Raw genomic sequence first — 16,590 nt, 5'->3', positions numbered from 1 at the left:
CCCCTAATCATCTACTCCGGTCACGTGTCTCGATTACTCTCCATTCTCCTTATCTTTCAGTAACTTACTCACAAAAGTGACCCCGCCATCCTCGCTGGCATCCCGCCTGCTCTAGTATGCCTACATGAAGATCGTCGCTCCGGGACTGACACCAGACACCGTCAGCCGTGACATCGAGGCCTACGTAGCCGCAAGACAGGCCGAATTGCTCCCGTCGGGCGAGGCAAGCAAAGACGGGCGCCGGTTCTCCTGGTGCGGGGAAATTCTAGACTTTCTGACCGAAGGACTTACGGAGCGATTCGCCGCTAAAGGCATTACTTTTACCGATGCCTTTCCCGGCCCTTTACGGCTGATGGACGAAGACCAACAGCCGAACGGCCAACATGTGCGGCGTTTCTGGACCGTCGCCCTGCACCATGGCTGTCCCATCGCCAGGATCTGCACCTATTTTTTCCATCGACATGATCAAGTGAGCCTTCCGCAATTGCCGCGCGTGGTGGCCTATGCCCCGACCGGCCCGGCGCAGGAAGAGCACGAATGAATTACGTCGCCCTCAGAATGCTCTTCGGCGATCGAGCGAAATACCTCATGCTGCTGTGCGGCCTCACCTTTGCGGTCATGCTGATCGTGCAGCAAGGCTCAATTTTTTGGGGGCTCATGATCTGGTCCCAATCGAGTATCAGTAATCTCAACGTGCCGATCTGGGTCACGGATCCCGGCATTGCGCAGGTCGATGAAGTCAAACCGATTGCCGACACCACGGTCGATCGCGTCCGTAGCATCCCCGGTGTGGAATGGGCCGTTCCCCTGTATAAGGGGCTCTTACGGGCCAGGCTTGCGAACGGCGAGTATCACCAGATCACCTTGACCGGACTGGACGCTGCCAGCTTGATCGGCCGGCCGGCAGAAGTACTGGAGGGACGATTCGAAGACCTCCGGCAACCTGACGCCGTGGCGCTTGATCAATGGGCCGTCGAACGCATGGGCGGGCCAACGGTCATCGCGGTCGGGACAGTCTTCGAACTCAACGACAAGCTGGCCCGCGTCGTCGCCATTGCCAAGACGCAAAAGACCTTCACCAACATTCCTGTCGTCTACACCACCTACGAGCGGGCCTTGCGATATGTGCCGCGAGAACGGCGCACCCTCTCGTACGTCCTCGCAAAAGCCAAAGACGGCGCGCCGGTGGACGAGGTGATCCAACGTATTCGCGACCACACGGGACTGGGCGCCTACACCGCCGACGCGTTCGGATGGAAAACAATCGGCTGGGTGCTGAAGAACACCGGCATCGGAATCAATTTCGGCACCACGATTCTGTTGGGGTTCGTGGTCGGGATGGCCATCGCGGGGCAAACGTTTTACCTCTTTACCGTCGAAAACCTGCGGCAGTTCGGCGCGCTCAAAGCCATGGGCGCGTCCACCGCGACTCTGGCCCGCATGATTCTCCTGCAAGCGTTTACCGTGGGAATCACCGGGTATGGGGTGGGAATCGGACTCGCCACCGTCTTCGGTCTCCTGACGGCACAAGAAGGTCAGCTCCCGTTCCTGGAAACCTGGCCGCTGCTCCTGTTAGTTTTTGTTGCCCTGCTCATGATCTGCACGTTATCGGCGCTGATCAGCATCATCAAACTGGCCCGGCTTGAACCGGCAATTGTGTTTCGATGACCGCCATGGATGGTTCGTCACAGTCACAGGGCCGCACAACGGAAGGCAACGGAGCCGAGCAAGCCATCGCCGTGCAGGTCCGAGGACTCGTCAAGTCGTTCGGGTCCGGCGAGACCACCGTCACGGTGCTCAAGGGCATCGACCTCGACGTGTATTTCGGCGAGCTGCTGCTCCTCGTCGGAGAATCGGGGGGAGGAAAGACCACGCTGCTGTCGGCCATCGCCGGAATCCTGGATATCGATGCCGGTGAGCTCGATGTGTTGGGAGCCTCACTGACCAACATGTCGCCGGGCACGCGCACCCGCTTTCGTGGACAAACGATGGGGTTCATCTACCAACAATTCAATCTCCTGCCCGCCTTGACGGCGGCGGAGAATGTCGCCATTCCGCTCTTGATCCAAGGCAGTCGGAAGAAGGAGGCGATCTCACGAGGGCGGCTGATGCTTGAACGTGTCGGGCTCGGCGACCGGACCGAGTTTTTGCCACGCAACCTCTCCGGCGGCCAGCAGCAGCGCGTCGCCATTGCCCGGGCGTTGGTCAATGAGCCGCAACTGCTGGTGTGCGACGAACCCACCGCCGCGCTGGACGGGCCCAATGGGCAGAAGATCATGGAATTGATTCGGGATGTGGGGCGTGCCCCCGATCGCTGCGTCATCGTCGTCACCCATGACAGCCGGATTTTTCAGTTCGGTGATCGCATGGCGGAATTGACCGACGGCCGCATTGTCGGCATTCACCCGATTCAGAGAGAGGCCACCGCATGACCATTCTCAACCGCGTTAGTGTCTGGCTCGCCGTCGCAGGCGCGATGCTGGCTGCCTGGGTCGTCCTGACCGCCGGCAAGAACCAGCCTATGCCGAAGCCGATAGTAGAGCCGCCCCGGTCTCCCTATGAAACGACCGTCGCTGCGACCGGCATTATCGAAGCGGCCAACGAAAACGTCCGTATCGGGCCGCCGATGGCGGGACTGGTGACAAAAGTGTTCGTGGCGGTCGGCGACCGGGTTCGTGAGGGCGATCCCTTGCTTCAATTGGATGATCGAGACCTTCGCGCGCAACTGGTGGCTCGCCAGGCCGCGATTCCACCGGCCGAGGCCCAAGTCGAAGAGCAGAAATATCGCATCGGCGATCTCGACACACAGCTCAAGCGGCTGAAATCGGTTCGGGACAGCCGGGCGGTCAGCGAAGACGACGTGAAGCGTACCTGGTACGCCTCGGAAATGGCAAAACGCGCACTGAGCCGCTACGAGGCCACCCTCAAACAAGTCATCGCCCAGCGCGACGAAACACAGATGCTCCTGGACCGCCTGACAGTCCGTGCGCCGCGGGCCGCGACGATTTTGCAGGTCAATGTCCGGGCCGGTGAATTCGCCCTGACCACCGGTGCGACCGAGCCGCTCATGCTCCTGGGCGACATGCAGCAACTGCAAGTCCGCGCAGAGGTCGATGAGGTCAATGCTCCATTGGTGGCTCCCAACCGACCCGGGATCGCCTACCTGAAGGGCAATACGGCCCAGGCCATTCCGCTGACATTCGTGCGCATCGAGCCTTATATTGTCCCCAAAAAATCCCTGACCGGAGACAACAGCGAGCGAGTTGATACGCGGGTTCTCCAGATCATCTATCGCTTCGAACGGCCGGCGTTTCCGATCTATGCCGGACAGCAGGTCGATGTGTTCATCGAACGCGCACCGGCCGGAACACCGGCACCAGCACCGGGCAGCGCACGTTCTGCTGAGGAACCGAGCAAATGAAACGAGTCACGTCCCGCCGACAGCTCGCCATTTCCACCGTCCTCGTTATGTTGTCGCTGTCCGCCAGCGGGTGCCTACAGGGCTCGAATTACCATCGTCCACCGGTCGAAACACCGGCCGACTGGACACGCATGGCTTCCGGCCCATTGGCTGCCGGAGCGACCGATACGATGCCGGAAGCGGACTGGTGGCAGGCCTTCCACAACCAGGAGTTGACCCAGTTCGTGGAACGCGCGCTCGCACAAAACCACGACGTCCGCCGCGCCGTGTCACGCGTGCTCGAAGGACGGGCGTCTGTTACCACCGCCGGCGCCGGCCTCTATCCACAACTGAATGTGCAGGGCAGCTACAGCAATATCGTGGTGTCAAAAAACACCCTGGCAGGATTGGGCTTAGCCACCGGCCAACAACCGGGGCCGCAGGTCTTTGCCAAGCCCGGAAGCAGTTTCGATCTCTGGAACGGGGCGGCGGATCTCCGATGGGAACTGGATGTCTGGGGTCGCATCCGTCGCGGAATGGAAGCCGCCTCGGCAGATGCGCAAGCCATCGAACAGGATGCCCGCGCGATTGCGCTGACCCTGATTGGGGATGTGGGACAGTCCTACTTTCGAATCCGTGAACTGGATGAGCAAATTGAAATCGCCCAACGCGCCCTGACCCTCAGACGAGATTCGCTCGACATCATTACCAAGCGGGCATCCGTGGGCCTGGCCTCCGACCTGGACGTAAAACGAACGGAAGTTCTCGTCGCGGAAAGCGCGGGACAGATCCCGGATCTGACTCGTCTACGCGCCGTCGAATTACACCGGTTGGAAGTGTTGACGGGATCGGCGCCGGGCAGCATAGTCCTGGCGCCGACGTCATTGCGGAAGGTCATCGTTCAACCCGAAATCCCCGTCGGTCTCCCGTCGCAATTGTTGGAGCGGCGACCCGACATCCTGCAGGCGGAGGCCTCCCTCGTGGCGGCCAACGCCCGCATCGGTCAAGCGCGGGCCTATTTCTTTCCCACATTGTCCATCACGGGACAGGGAGGCTTACAAAGCGCCGAATTCGCAAACTGGTTCTCGGGAAACAGCGCGAATTTCAGTATCGGTCCATCGGTCACCCTCCCCATTTTCCTGGGCGGGACCAACGTCGCGAGACTGGAGGCGGCCGAATCCCGATATCAACAAATGTTGGAAGGTTACCAACAGACGATCCTGCTCGCCTTCCGCGAAGTAGCGGACCTCCTGGTGTCGATACAATCGCGTTCGGAACAACTTGCACGACAGCGTGAACAGGCGACGGCGGCCACCGCGGCCGTAGGGCTGGCGGAGGTACGCTATCGCAAGGGGTTGGTGAACTACCTTGACGTGCTCGATGCCCAACGAACGATGCTGGCCGCAGAAACACAGCTTGCGCAAACCGAGCGCGCCCGCCTCACCGACATGGTCGGCCTCTACAAAGCGCTTGGCGGCGGATGGCAGACGCCGGGCGACAATCCTCCTGCGATGCCGGCCGGCTCCGCAGCCCATTAAGTCATCCACACGGTCAGTGTCAGTCCCTCATCTGGAGCGGTCAACAATCGCATTGCCGGCCATCTCACGCTCGCACCGCCACAACAGCAGGGACTTTCAACTTGAATTTTTCGCGCGGATAGGGCTATTTGACGGAATGCAATCCGAATTCCTCGATAGAGTCGCGGATCAGACACCGGTCCCGCTCTCTCGCCGAATTCTTCGTACGACTTCTCGGAAGGAGCCTTTCATGCACGACGGTGTCCGCGGCCAGTCCCTGGCACGCCGGGTTTCTCCTACGCTTATTCTCCTGGCACTCGGGCTCACGACGCCCGTCACAGTAGAGGTGCTGGCTGTACCTGTCGACAAACCGGTTTCCAAACCCGGGATGGACGACAAGCCGGGACTGGCAGAAGAGCAGATTCTTTCGACCACCGATAAAATCACGCAACCGGTAGACACAGACGCGGAAGCGATGCGCCACAACGATCTCGGCGTGGCCTTTGTTTTCAAGGGCGACCTGGGGCAAGCCATCGATGAATTCAAACATGCGCTCCGACTCCAGCCCAACTACTTCGCCGCCCACCTTAACCTGGCCAATACCCTGCTCGATGTCGGGCGGAACGACGCAGCGATGGTTGAATTCAAAGAAGCCCTACGCCTCAAACCCGACGACCCCAAAACCCACAATGATCTGGGGGTCGCGCTCAAAGAAATGGGGAACCTGGAAGGCGCGATTGCGGAGTTTCGAACGGTCTTGCGCCACAACCCCAGTGATGTCAACGCACACAACAACCTCGGCGTGACGCTCAAAGCCATGGGTGATCTCGATGGGGCTATCGCCGAGTATCGCACCGCCGCGAGCCTTCAACCGAACGACGTCAACGCGCATTTTAATTTAGGTCTTGGACTGATGGAGAAACGCCAGCCGGAAGCGGCTGTCAACGAGTTCCGCACCGCCCTGCACCTGCGGCCCAACGATGCGAAGATCCGTCTCAACCTCGGCAATGCCCTGGCAGGCTTGGGGCAGCGGATGGAAGCGGCCCAGGAATTGAGACAGTACCTGCGCCTTGAACTGGACACGCCCGCCAATCGTCGGTGGTTGGAACAGGCCGAAGCGAAACTCCGTGAACTGGAGATGCCGTAACCCGCACCTCGATCGCCGGTCCGGCGAGGCCGGAACCTCTAACCGGGAGTCATCGCCGATCTGACTGAATGGTCACATTCCCCTCTCGCCGATCCCAGCCCATTTAGTGTAGAGTCCTCAACGCTTCCGTTCAGACGGGGTACTGTGATGCACAACCATTTAACCGGGCCCGCCATCGGCAGATTCACACTGGTAAGAGGCTGGATCCTGGCCGTCCTGTGCTCGATAACACTGTGGCCCGGCCAATCCCTTCCGGCAGAGCAGGACGATCCGGAAACATCCCATACCAGGCAATGGGATTTTGACTCCATCGCTCCGGGAACGCTCCCTGGCTCGTTCGTGATCGGCACACTCTTCGACGGCCGCCCGGCCGGCGAGTGGAAAATTCTCATCACCGACCGTGCGAAGAGCCCCTCCCAAGTGCTCGCTCAGCTACAGCCGAAAGGAACTGATCAGGCGCACAAACTGCTGCTGATGGAAGGGACCGACAGCGGCAACATTGATATCGAGGTCTCGTATTTGGCCGTGGCCGGGAAAGCCGATTTCGGCGGCGGACTTGTGTGGCATGCCGCGGATGACCGCAACTACTATCTTTTGAGAGCCAGCTCCGTTGAACAGAAAGTCAGGCTCTATCGCGTCGTGAAGGGTGTCCAGCAGATCGTCAAGCAGCTCGACCGCCCGCTCCCCGCAAACGGGTGGCACAAATTGCGCATTGTGCAACGTGGATGCGAGATCAAGGCTCTCTATGACGATGCCGTGCTTTTTCGCGTGTGCGACCAGACGTTCTCAAACGGACGGATCGGGCTCTGGACGAAAGCCGATGCCGTGACCTATTTTGACGACCTGCTTCTTCGGCGCCTCGACTAACCTCTACTGATCACCATTCTTCGCACGGCCTGACCTTTACGGCATCACACCCTCTCCGCGCATAAAAAAAGGGCAGCCACCACAAGGATGACTGCCCCAGAAGCTGATACGAAATTAGGCGTTACCAGCGATCGCGCTTGCCCCCGCGATCGTTGAATCCCCCGCCGCCGCTCCGCCCAGGTCCACCGCCAGATCGGGGTTCCTGAGGACGCGCTTCATTGACCGTCAATGTCCGGCCACCCATGTCCGTCCCATTGAGAGCCGAAATCGCCTTCTGCGCCTCGTCTGAAGAGGCCATTTCGACGAATCCGAAACCTCTCGATTGGCCGGTAAACTTGTCCGTGATGATACGGGCCGATTCAACCGCCCCGTGCACCGCGAACAAATCGCTTAACTGCTGTTCGGTTGCCGAATAGGGCAACCCGCCAACATAAATTTTAGAACCCATGTGGGTCCTCCTCTTGGGTAGTGACATTGTCTTGAACGAAGGAAAGAAAGGGAAAGGACGGGCCGAAGACGCTAGACAACGGGGCGACTTGGGTCTGGCTTTCGATTAGATTCCCGGGCAAGGCAACATCGAGTCAGGCCTGAACTATTTCAACGCATCTCTCACCAGGCCCCAGCGGGAGACGCGGAATAGTACCACGCGTCCCCCCGCCATACAAGCCATGAAATAGGCCTACTAAGGTGCTGGTCTACCGTCGCGACCGGGATTGACTGTCACATCATACTCGACAACCAGGCATAAAAAGAACGACGGCCGAACCTGACACAGAGGTCACACTGGCCACAGAAACCGACTGCAAAACAAGCGCACACCAAAAAACATCTCATTCCTTGCCCGTACCGCCGATTTTATCTTGTCCAGTAATACTGGACATATGCTAAGATACGCCTATGTATCCAACATGGAGTATCAGGCCTGACAGGCTCTTGCCGAATGGAACTATGCCGAGCGACTTCGCCCGCGCCCACTCGTTAGCACAGCGACCGGATCATGACGCCTAGCGCCCTGCTCGGAGAATTCTCTACAACTCGCGAAGCCCCACTGAGCATCGCTCACACGGCCGGAGCTCCAGCAGCTTCGCCGACTGCTCAGATGTCGTTGGGTTCCTCACCTACGAAGACTCAGCGACAAGACAGCACCACATGAGCGTTCGATCCATACTCATACACGTGACCGAGGTGCCGATGCTGGGGACACTCGTCAGGCTCTATCAAGGCATACAGGAACTACGAAAGCAGGTCGTTGAAGACTGGACCGTGAACAGCCGCGATTGGACGATGCCAGGCTTTCGAGCGATCGCCGTGCATCGCCTCGGCACCTGGCTCGCGAACCGACGCAGCGGCGTTGTCAAATCCGGGCTGCTCATGGTGTACCGTGTGCTCTATCGCTATGTGCGCAATCATTACGGGATCGAAATTCCATTAACGGTCACACTCGGCCGGAGACTCTGGCTTGTCCACCAACACGGAATCATCTTTCATTGGAAATCCGAGATTGGAGATGACTGCCTGATCCGCCACGGCGCCACAATCGGAGCTGGATATGGCGGGCAAAAGACGTTGCACAAGGGTCCCAAACTTGGACAACGGGTGGAAGTGGGCCCCGGCGCCGTGATCTTTGCCGGAGTCAAAATCGGGGACGACGCGGTCATCGGCCCGAATGCGGTGGTGATGTCGGATGTTCCGGCCGGCGCAAGAGTGTTTGCCGAGGCGCCTCGGGTCATACATTTGCCGACCCTTCATCAAGTAGCTCGCAAGAAATAGCGCCCTACAGCCGGAGAATGACTACGAAGGAATCTCGCGCTATTCAGCATCCAGGGTTTGATTCGACTACAGACACCTCTTGTCCGGTGAGTGTACTGCTTAGAGAAATGACAGGCTGTCCCTCATGAATATTGCCCGGGCACAATGCGCCGCTTCATCTATCACCCCTGAGACACGTGGCGACGCATTCCGTAAGAAGGGGCAGATCGAACAGGCGATCGAGGCCTATCTGGAGGGTGTGGCGGCTCCCCCATCGGCGGCGCTGTGCCTCAAACTTGCGCGATGTTACGAGCAGATGACGAACTATGCGGAAGCCTGTCGATGGGCTCTTTCCATTGTCGAGGCAGGCGATGATTTTACGTCCTGGCAGGCCGGCTGGGTATTGTTTCAACGCAATGCACCGAAAGCCCAACGACCGGCGGTCAGGTCGGTCAAAGTCGCGCTCCTCGGAAGCTATACCACAACCCAACTGGGCCCGATGTTGTGCCTTGCGGCGGGAAAACTCGGCATCCACATCGACCTGTACGAAAGCCGATACGGGCAATACCAGCAGGACATTCTCGACCACAAGAGCGGACTCTATGCGTTTAACCCGAATGTCGTCGTTCTTGCGGTTCACGAGGGTGACCTCCATCTGCCTGAATACAGCCATCGCCCTGAAGAGGACGTTCACAAAGAAGTGACGCGTTGGACCGGCCTCTGGCAGATGGTCACCGAACGCTCCCGCGCCCGAATCGTTCAGCATAACTTTGCACTGCCCTGCGAGGTCCCCACAGGCCACCTCACCACCAGGCTGCCCGGCTCTCGATACATGATGACGCAGGCCGTCAATACGAGGCTGGGGGGAGCGGCTGCGAACGCCGTCTCTCTGGTAGATTGCGAGCGTCTTTCGGCACTCATTGGAAAGCAACGATGGTGCGATCCACGCTATTGGAATATGTCGAAACAAGCGGTCGCACTGGAGGCTCTGCCTCTGCTCGGAAGACATACCGCGGCTGTGATAGCTGCAGATCTCGGGCTCAGCCGTAAATGTCTGGTGCTGGATTTAGACAACACGTTGTGGGGCGGTGTCATTGCCGAAGACGGATTAGGGGGCATCAAGTTGGGGCAAGGGCCGGACGGCGAGGCGTTTGTGGCATTTCAGGAGTATCTGCTGAAGCTCAAACGCAAAGGAGTGATCCTGACGGTCTGCTCAAAGAATAACCACGCCGATGCCATACAACCCTTCGAGAAACATCCGGAGATGCGACTGAAGCTGCAGGACATCGCCCTCTTCATTGCCAATTGGGAGTCCAAGCCCGACAACATCCGCACCATCTCCAAGACGCTGCAAATCGGTTTGGATACATTGGTCTTCGTCGATGACAACCCTGTCGAGCGCGAGATCGTGCGCAAGTTCTTGCCCGAAGTCGATGTCATCCCGCTGCCGGAAGACCCCTCCTATTACCTCAGAACTCTGTCGGACTATCTCCTGCTCGAGACGAGCTCATTGACCGCCGAAGACGCGGAGCGGACCGACCAATATCGGGCCAGAGCGCAAATCATGGAGTTGGAAGCGGCTGCCGGTTCCATTGAAGATTTTTACCGCAGCCTTCGGATGCAGGCCATCGTGGGGCCGTTCGATGCCTCACAGTTGCCGCGCATTGCCCAACTCATCGGCAAAACCAACCAATTCAATCTCACCACTCGACGCCACGGGATGGCGCAGCTGGACGCCTTCGTCCGGGACGAAAGTTATGTCCATTTGGCGCTACGGTTGCGTGATCGCTACACCGACCATGGACTGGTCAGTGTGATGATCGCGCGACAACAGGGAGACATCCTCGAGATCGACACGTGGCTCATGAGCTGCCGTGTCATCGGCCGGACCGTGGAGACGACGATGCTGGAACAGCTCTGTCGGCGCGCCGCACAGCTGGGATGCACTTCGCTGCGAGGCACCTACATTCCGACACAGAAGAATACGATGGCGGCGGACGCCTATGCCAAGCATGGCTTCAAGCGAGTCGGAGACGATCAAGGATCCGAAGTCTGGACCTACGACCTGACGGCCAAAGGCCTGATCGCCAATACGTTCGTGAAACCTGTCGATTCCTGGGAGCTCGCGGATGGCCCCTGCTGAAGCGCCGTCCGGGGCTCGCCCCTCCCCGCCACATGTGAGCACAGTCTGTTTCACGACGCAGGATCTTGCCCGGTTCAGCGCAGCCAGCGGGGATAGAAACCCCCTGCATCTCTCCGAAGAATATGCGCGAGCCACACCCTACGGCGAGCGCGTGGTATTCGGCTTGCTTGGCGTGCTGGCGGCCCTCGGCCATCTCGCCGACCGCCAGGATCGGCTCCTGCAACGCCTCTCGGTCGAGTTTCGAAATCCCCTCTCCGTCGGCATACCTTATCGCCTGGAAGCGCTTGAAACCTCGGCAGAACGGGCGTGCGTCAAACTCTATGACGTCACGCGCCTGATGCTGAAGGCGACATTCACATTTGTTCCTGGGTATAAAAAGACACGTGAGACGCGCGTTCCTGAAGCGGCCTGTTTTACGGAAGCAGAGGATCGGAAGAAGGAGGACCTTCCGGCAGGTACCCGTGTGACCGGCGTCTACGGGCCGGCCACCAGCGAACTGGTACAGCTCATCACTCAATGGAGACTCTCCGAAAAAGGCGCCACAACGAGACAGCTCGCGGCGATGCTGTGGGCCAGCTTTGTCGTCGGAATGAAGCTCCCCGGCAAGCGCGCCGTCTTCTGGCGATTGGAACTCACCTTTCATCCTGAGGACGAACCACAGAACACGCTGCTTTCCTATGATGTGGCGGTTCAAGACTTCGACGAACGATTCGATCTCTTGCACAGTGCGGGCACTCTCTCGGCAGCCGGAACCCGTTGTGCGACGGCCGACATGTGGGCTTTTGTACGACAGGATTCTCCGCAGCCCTCCCTTCGTCGGCTTACCGATCTGATACCGAGCTCAGACCGGCTGAAGGGGAAGGTCGCGTTAGTCATCGGTGGAAGTCGTGGACTCGGTGCGGCAATCACTCAGGCGCTGGCCTTGCAGGGCTGCGCGGTGGTTCTGAACTATCGTCAATGCAAGGCGGAGGCGGAAAAAATTCGGGCGAGCCTTGGAGACACCTCCAGCCTCATTGAGTTGGCTCAGGGGGATGCGTCGGAGATCGAATGGTGCCGCACGTTACGGCAGAGAATTGTCGAGCAATACGGCGGACTTGATCTGCTCATAGGCAATGCATCGCCGCCCATTCGCCCGCTGTCGTTCGTGCCTGAGAAGCTCGCCCAGTTTCAGAAATTCCTCGCGCAGAGTGTCGCACTGGCCAGTATGCCCATATCCACGTTTCTCCACGACTTGTCCGAACGCTCAGGCTGGAACGTGCTGGTCTCTTCGGCATTTGTGAAAGATCGTCCTGCGGAATGGCCCCATTACGTCACTGCGAAATGTGCGATCGAGGGCCTGGCACAGTGGGCGTCGGTTCAGTATCCGAAGGTCCATACCCTTATCGTCAGGCCACCGAAATTGTTGACAGACCAAACCAACACCACGGTGGGACGACAGGGAGCGATGGAGATCGAACAAGCCGCGGCAGCGATCGTCACACGGATCGCCTACCCCGAATCAGCACCTACTGGAGAGATACTTGAGACTTTTGAGCTGAATCCTGAGGCTTCGCGATGAACCTCCGGAACCATTGTGCGCCGCAGCAGGTCGGCCGCCTGCTGCGGCTTCCTGAAACAGCGTCACAGAAGCAGGGGTGACAGGAAGATGTCTTTCCGGCCACGACACGATGACAGACAGGTACCTATACCACTGAGAGTTGGGGGAATGAATGGATCTGCACGATCGACTCGAAGAAGTGTTTCGCCAGGTGTTCGACAACGAGACCCTCACGTTGACCAATGAGATGACGGCACCCGATATCGAAGGCTGGGACTCCGTAGCCCATATCAATTTGATGTTCGGCATCGAACAGGCCTTCGGAGTTCGCTTCAAGGGCAATGAGTTGGCCGAAATGAAGAATATCGGTGAACTCAAGCAGTTTCTGAATGGAAAATGAACGTAGCGATTGACTATCGTTCGCACCAAGCAGTGATGGCTCTGGTGAAACGATGCATCCTCCTAGGCCAGATATTCACATTTCGATCGGCACAGAGGAACGTCAATACCGGACCCAGTTCCATGCTCGCGACTCAGAGCGGACTCTTTTCGACAATAGAGCACACGTAACTATGGCCAGCGCATTTCCTCAGAGCAATCCATCATCAATTGTGATCCAACCCAGTACGGGCTATGTCCAGATAGGGTGGCGCGAGCTGTGGGCTGCCCGTGAATTATTCTACTTTCTCGCGTGGCGAGATCTCAAAACGAGATACGCGCAGACAGCAATCGGAGCCGGCTGGGCTCTTATGCAACCCTTGCTCAGTACGCTCATCTTCACGCTTGTGTTCGGGTATTTGGCAAAAGTGCCGTCGGATGGGTTGCCCTATCCAATCTTTGCATTCGCTGCGATACTGCCCTGGTCGCTATTTTCAAAAAGCCTCGAACGCAGCACCCTAAGTGTGGTGACAGAAGGCGGGCTGATTAAGAAGGTCTACTTCCCCCGTCTAATTATTCCGATTGCGGCTACATTCATCAATCTGGTTGATTTTGCCGTCGGACTGTTGATTTTGGTTGGGATGATGCTGTGGTATCAGATTGTCCCCCAATGGACAATCGTGTTCCTTCCATTGTTAGTAACTGTCGCCCTAGCTACCGCTCTGTCGGTGAGCCTATGGTTGTCGGCCCTCAACGTCAAGTACCGAGATGTAGCTTCGGTCGTCCCCTTGATGACGCAGTTATGGATGTTTGCCTCTCCGGTCCTCTACCCGGCGTCCCTGGTGCCTGAGTCGCTGCGGTGGTATTACGGCCTGAACCCCATGGCGGGGGTCATTGAGGGATTTCGATGGGCGCTACTTGGCAAGACGGCTCCCGACTGGACTATGGTGGCTGCGAGTTTGGGTGTTGTGACTTTTTTATTGATCGGAGGCGTCATGTTTTTTCGGAGGGTGGAGCGTACCTTCGCCGATTTAATTTAGATGAGTGACACCGCTGTCAGCGTCACCGGTCTCTCCAAGCGCTATCGCCTGGGGACGACGCATGCTCAAGACGGCTCCCTGGCCGGAGCCTTGACGCGTGGACTCCGCCGCCTCATCGGTGGGAAGTCGGCGTCCCCCCAGCCCCATGACACCCTGTGGGCGCTACGCGACGTGTCGTTCGAGATCAAGAAAGGCGAAGTCTTCGGGGTCATCGGCACCAACGGCTCGGGCAAAAGCACGCTTCTCAAGATCCTCTCGCGAGTGACGGAACCCACCAAAGGCCGTGCGCTCATCAACGGCCGATTTTGTGGCTTATTGGAAGTGGGCACGGGCTTTCATCCGGAACTGACCGGTCGCGATAACGTCTTCATGAGCGGCGCGATTCTCGGCATGAAGCGGCAGGAGATCGCCCTCAAGTTCGACGAGATCGTGGCGTTTGCCGAAGTGGAGCAGTTTATCGACACGCCAGTGAAACATTATTCCAGCGGCATGTATGTCCGGTTAGGCTTCTCCGTGCTGGCCCATATGGATCCGGATATTCTGATCGTCGATGAGGTGTTGGCAGTCGGGGACGTCCGGTTTCAAAAGAAGTGCATGGGAAAGATGGAAGATGTGGGGCAGCACGGGCGGACGGTGATCCTCGTCTCCCACGACATGCCGGCGATTACCCGGATGTGTTCCCGCGCGATTCTGCTGAACAAGGGCGAGATAGTGCAGGCTGGCCCGGCACATGAAGTGGTGAATCACTACCTCCATGCCGGACACATCCAGCCTGAAGTCGAATGGCTGGATCCCACCCAGGCCCCGGGCAATGACGTCGTCCGCTTACGCGCCGTGCGGGTCCGAACTGAGTCCGGCATCATCACGGACCGCTTTGACATTCGAAAACCGATTGATCTCGAAGTGGAATTTGACGTCGTGAAAGCCGGCCATATCTTCGTGCCGGTTTTCAATCTCTACAATGAGGAAGATGTCCTTGTTTTTATTGCACATGACCGGGACCGGGCCTGGCAGCGGACCCTTCGCCCGACCGGTCGATACACTTCCACGGCCAGAATTCCTGGAAACTGGCTTGCCGAAGGTATGATGTCCGTGTCGTCGCTCATGATGACCGAAGATCCATTTCGCATGCATGTCCATGCTCCCCGGGCAATTGGCTTTCGTGTGGACGACAGCGGGACCGGAGATTCGGCGCGAGGAGACTTTCACGGTCGGTGGCCGGGAGTCGTTCGGCCGTTGTTGGAGTGGAGAACCAAGTATCTGCCGGGATGAGCGTCTCCCTATTGGAAGCCAACCGCAGGTATGCCTGCGAAAACTCTGCCCCTTCGGCCGGCTTGCGACAGGCCCATAAACGTGCTACACCAACCGCGCAAGGCCTGGGTAGGCCTCAAAGGATAGGACGAGGTGGAGAAAAAGACCCAGAAAAAGTCCCCCGGAAAGAGCGTCCCAACGGAGGATCGGAAGAAAACGCATGTCGGCGACATCGTCCGCCGTCTCCGTAAAAGCCGACACCTCTCCGTCCGAACCCTAGCGGACAAATGCGGCTTCTCCCCTAGTTTTATCTCACAGGTCGAACTCCGGCAGGCCTCACCGTCTATTGCGTCCACCGAACGGATTGCGTCGGCGCTCGGCGTAACCCTCGGAGAATTTTTCAGAACGACCAGTCCATCACATGCAGCGGTCATCCGCGCCGATGCCCGGCCGGTAGTGGAAAGCGAATGGTCTCGGGCCAGAATCGAAGCGATCGGGCCGATCAGCGAAGACAGTCAGCTGGAGCCCATGGTCATTACACTGGAGTCTGGTGGGGCCAGCGGATCACGTCCGTATGTACGACGCGCGGAACAGTTGGCCGTCGTGCTTCAGGGTACCGTCGAACTGACCTTGGAAGAAAACACGTACAGCCTCAAACGAGGGGATGCCGCCTGCATTCCTTCTGACATCCATCATTGTTGGCGCAACACGAGCCGAAAACCGGCCCAAGTCCTCATCGTGACCGCCCATCGGCACTTGTAACCCCACCGCCCCTCTCAGCTTCTATTACAAAGTTCGCTCTGCTTCGTTGGCCCGTAAACACCCCCCGGCAATCTCGGCTCACGCTGCACTCGATTCTGCTTCAACAGAATGCATGCTCAGGCATGTTCGGTCATGAACCAGCCGGCAATCGAGAGGCGCTTGTGGTCTCCCGCCGTTTGATCCACCCGGCACACCCGATGGAACCGCGGTACGGTAAACATGACCAATGATCCCGGCTTGGGAGCGATGCAATGCGTAATGGCCAGATCCGGCTTTCCGTTCGTGGGTTCGCCGGTCGCTGAGTAGATCATCAACTCTCCGCCCCAATCACATTCCCATTCTTCATGGAAATAACTGACCATTGCGAGACGGCGACGGGGAGCGGGCTTCCCACCGACCGGACGACCTTGATCCGTATCATCGTGGGTCAGAAGACAGTCACCGACACCGTAGGAGTAATAGCTGAAGCCCAAATGCCGCCTGGTGATGTTCGGAAATGACTCGATATACTGCTGAATGCAAGGCATCTCCAATCGGCTCAGCAGAAGCTGGCCTTGTGGCTGGGCGATCTCGGCCTTCGCCCAGTTCCCGGAATTGGGGAAGTCCTGCCGCACGTACGACATGTCTTGAAGTTGATTCCAATTCGCCCGGTTCATCGCCTGCCGAAACTGGGCCCGCTCCTCGGCGGACCAGAAATTCTCGATGACGAGGACCGGTGTCTGATGAAACGAAAACGATTCGAGACCGACCGGCAGCAGTGCCTGCCTGACTTGCCCTGACGTGATATTCATCCCGCTAC

At 58.4% G+C, this 16,590-nt stretch carries 16 protein-coding genes; 14 read left to right on the top strand and 2 right to left on the bottom strand.

Features of this window, described 5'->3' with window-relative positions:
• The first annotated feature begins 124 nt into the window (after positions 1–124).
• The 7 genes from H8K11_16485 (at position 125) to H8K11_16455 (ending at position 6,931) form a co-directional block, all read left to right on the top strand.
• Positions 125–541, top strand: coding sequence for a hypothetical protein (locus tag H8K11_16485; protein ID MCS6265349.1), 417 nt, complete (start codon positions 125–127; stop codon positions 539–541).
• Positions 538–1,668 carry an FtsX-like permease family protein gene (locus tag H8K11_16480; GenBank protein MCS6265348.1) on the top strand — a complete coding sequence of 377 codons (1,131 nt, stop codon included), beginning with the start codon at positions 538–540 and terminating at the stop codon, positions 1,666–1,668. The genes H8K11_16485 and H8K11_16480 overlap by 4 nt, the downstream gene beginning before the upstream one ends.
• Positions 1,665–2,432 (top strand): ABC transporter ATP-binding protein, encoded by a 768-nt coding sequence (locus H8K11_16475; protein MCS6265347.1) that lies wholly within the window; start codon positions 1,665–1,667, stop codon positions 2,430–2,432. Before H8K11_16480 ends, H8K11_16475 begins: the two co-directional genes overlap by 4 nt.
• Entirely contained in the window at positions 2,429–3,421 is a 993-nt protein-coding gene (locus tag H8K11_16470; GenBank protein ID MCS6265346.1) for an efflux RND transporter periplasmic adaptor subunit, read from the top strand. The genes H8K11_16475 and H8K11_16470 overlap by 4 nt, the downstream gene beginning before the upstream one ends.
• Positions 3,418–4,938, top strand: a complete 1,521-nt coding sequence (locus tag H8K11_16465; GenBank protein ID MCS6265345.1) for an efflux transporter outer membrane subunit — start codon at positions 3,418–3,420, stop codon at positions 4,936–4,938. The genes H8K11_16470 and H8K11_16465 overlap by 4 nt, the downstream gene beginning before the upstream one ends.
• A 229-nt stretch (positions 4,939–5,167) precedes the next feature.
• Positions 5,168–6,064: a tetratricopeptide repeat protein gene (locus H8K11_16460; protein ID MCS6265344.1), complete on the top strand. Its 897-nt coding sequence runs from the start codon at positions 5,168–5,170 to the stop codon at positions 6,062–6,064.
• A 147-nt stretch (positions 6,065–6,211) separates the two neighbouring features.
• Positions 6,212–6,931, top strand: a complete 720-nt coding sequence (locus tag H8K11_16455) for a hypothetical protein (protein ID MCS6265343.1) — start codon at positions 6,212–6,214, stop codon at positions 6,929–6,931.
• A gap of 121 nt (positions 6,932–7,052) precedes the next feature.
• Here H8K11_16455 and H8K11_16450 read toward each other — a convergent pair whose 3' ends face one another.
• On the bottom strand, positions 7,053–7,379 hold the full coding sequence (locus H8K11_16450; protein MCS6265342.1) for an RNA-binding protein: 327 nt from the start codon (positions 7,377–7,379) through the stop codon (positions 7,053–7,055).
• A gap of 743 nt (positions 7,380–8,122) precedes the next feature.
• On the opposite strand from H8K11_16450, the gene H8K11_16445 reads away from it, so the two are divergent.
• The 7 genes from H8K11_16445 (at position 8,123) to H8K11_16415 (ending at position 15,791) form a co-directional block, all read left to right on the top strand.
• Positions 8,123–8,701 (top strand): serine acetyltransferase, encoded by a 579-nt coding sequence (locus H8K11_16445; protein ID MCS6265341.1) that lies wholly within the window; start codon positions 8,123–8,125, stop codon positions 8,699–8,701.
• 124 nt (positions 8,702–8,825) lie between these two features.
• Positions 8,826–10,823 carry an HAD-IIIC family phosphatase gene (locus tag H8K11_16440; protein ID MCS6265340.1) on the top strand — a complete coding sequence of 666 codons (1,998 nt, stop codon included), beginning with the start codon at positions 8,826–8,828 and terminating at the stop codon, positions 10,821–10,823.
• Entirely contained in the window at positions 10,810–12,381 is a 1,572-nt protein-coding gene (locus tag H8K11_16435) for an SDR family NAD(P)-dependent oxidoreductase (GenBank protein ID MCS6265339.1), read from the top strand. Before H8K11_16440 ends, H8K11_16435 begins: the two co-directional genes overlap by 14 nt.
• Before the next feature lie 151 nt (positions 12,382–12,532).
• Complete coding sequence (locus tag H8K11_16430; protein MCS6265338.1) at positions 12,533–12,760, top strand: acyl carrier protein; 228 nt, start codon at positions 12,533–12,535, stop codon at positions 12,758–12,760.
• Positions 12,761–12,932: 172 nt separating this feature from the next.
• Positions 12,933–13,778, top strand: a complete 846-nt coding sequence (locus H8K11_16425) for an ABC transporter permease (GenBank protein MCS6265337.1) — start codon at positions 12,933–12,935, stop codon at positions 13,776–13,778.
• Positions 13,779–15,050, top strand: coding sequence for an ABC transporter ATP-binding protein (locus H8K11_16420; protein ID MCS6265336.1), 1,272 nt, complete (start codon positions 13,779–13,781; stop codon positions 15,048–15,050). It abuts the gene before it with no gap.
• 132 nt (positions 15,051–15,182) lie between these two features.
• Complete coding sequence (locus tag H8K11_16415) at positions 15,183–15,791, top strand: helix-turn-helix transcriptional regulator (protein ID MCS6265335.1); 609 nt, start codon at positions 15,183–15,185, stop codon at positions 15,789–15,791.
• Between the two features lie 116 nt (positions 15,792–15,907).
• Here the strand turns inward: H8K11_16415 and H8K11_16410 are convergent, their stop codons facing one another.
• Complete coding sequence (locus tag H8K11_16410) at positions 15,908–16,582, bottom strand: 2OG-Fe(II) oxygenase (protein MCS6265334.1); 675 nt, start codon at positions 16,580–16,582, stop codon at positions 15,908–15,910.
• Positions 16,583–16,590 lie beyond the last annotated feature (8 nt).

Origin of the sequence: Nitrospira sp., assembly GCA_024998565.1 — a bacterium.
Taxonomy (GTDB): Bacteria; Nitrospirota; Nitrospiria; order Nitrospirales; family Nitrospiraceae; genus Nitrospira_A.
This window is presented reverse-complemented; position numbering and strand designations above follow the sequence as displayed.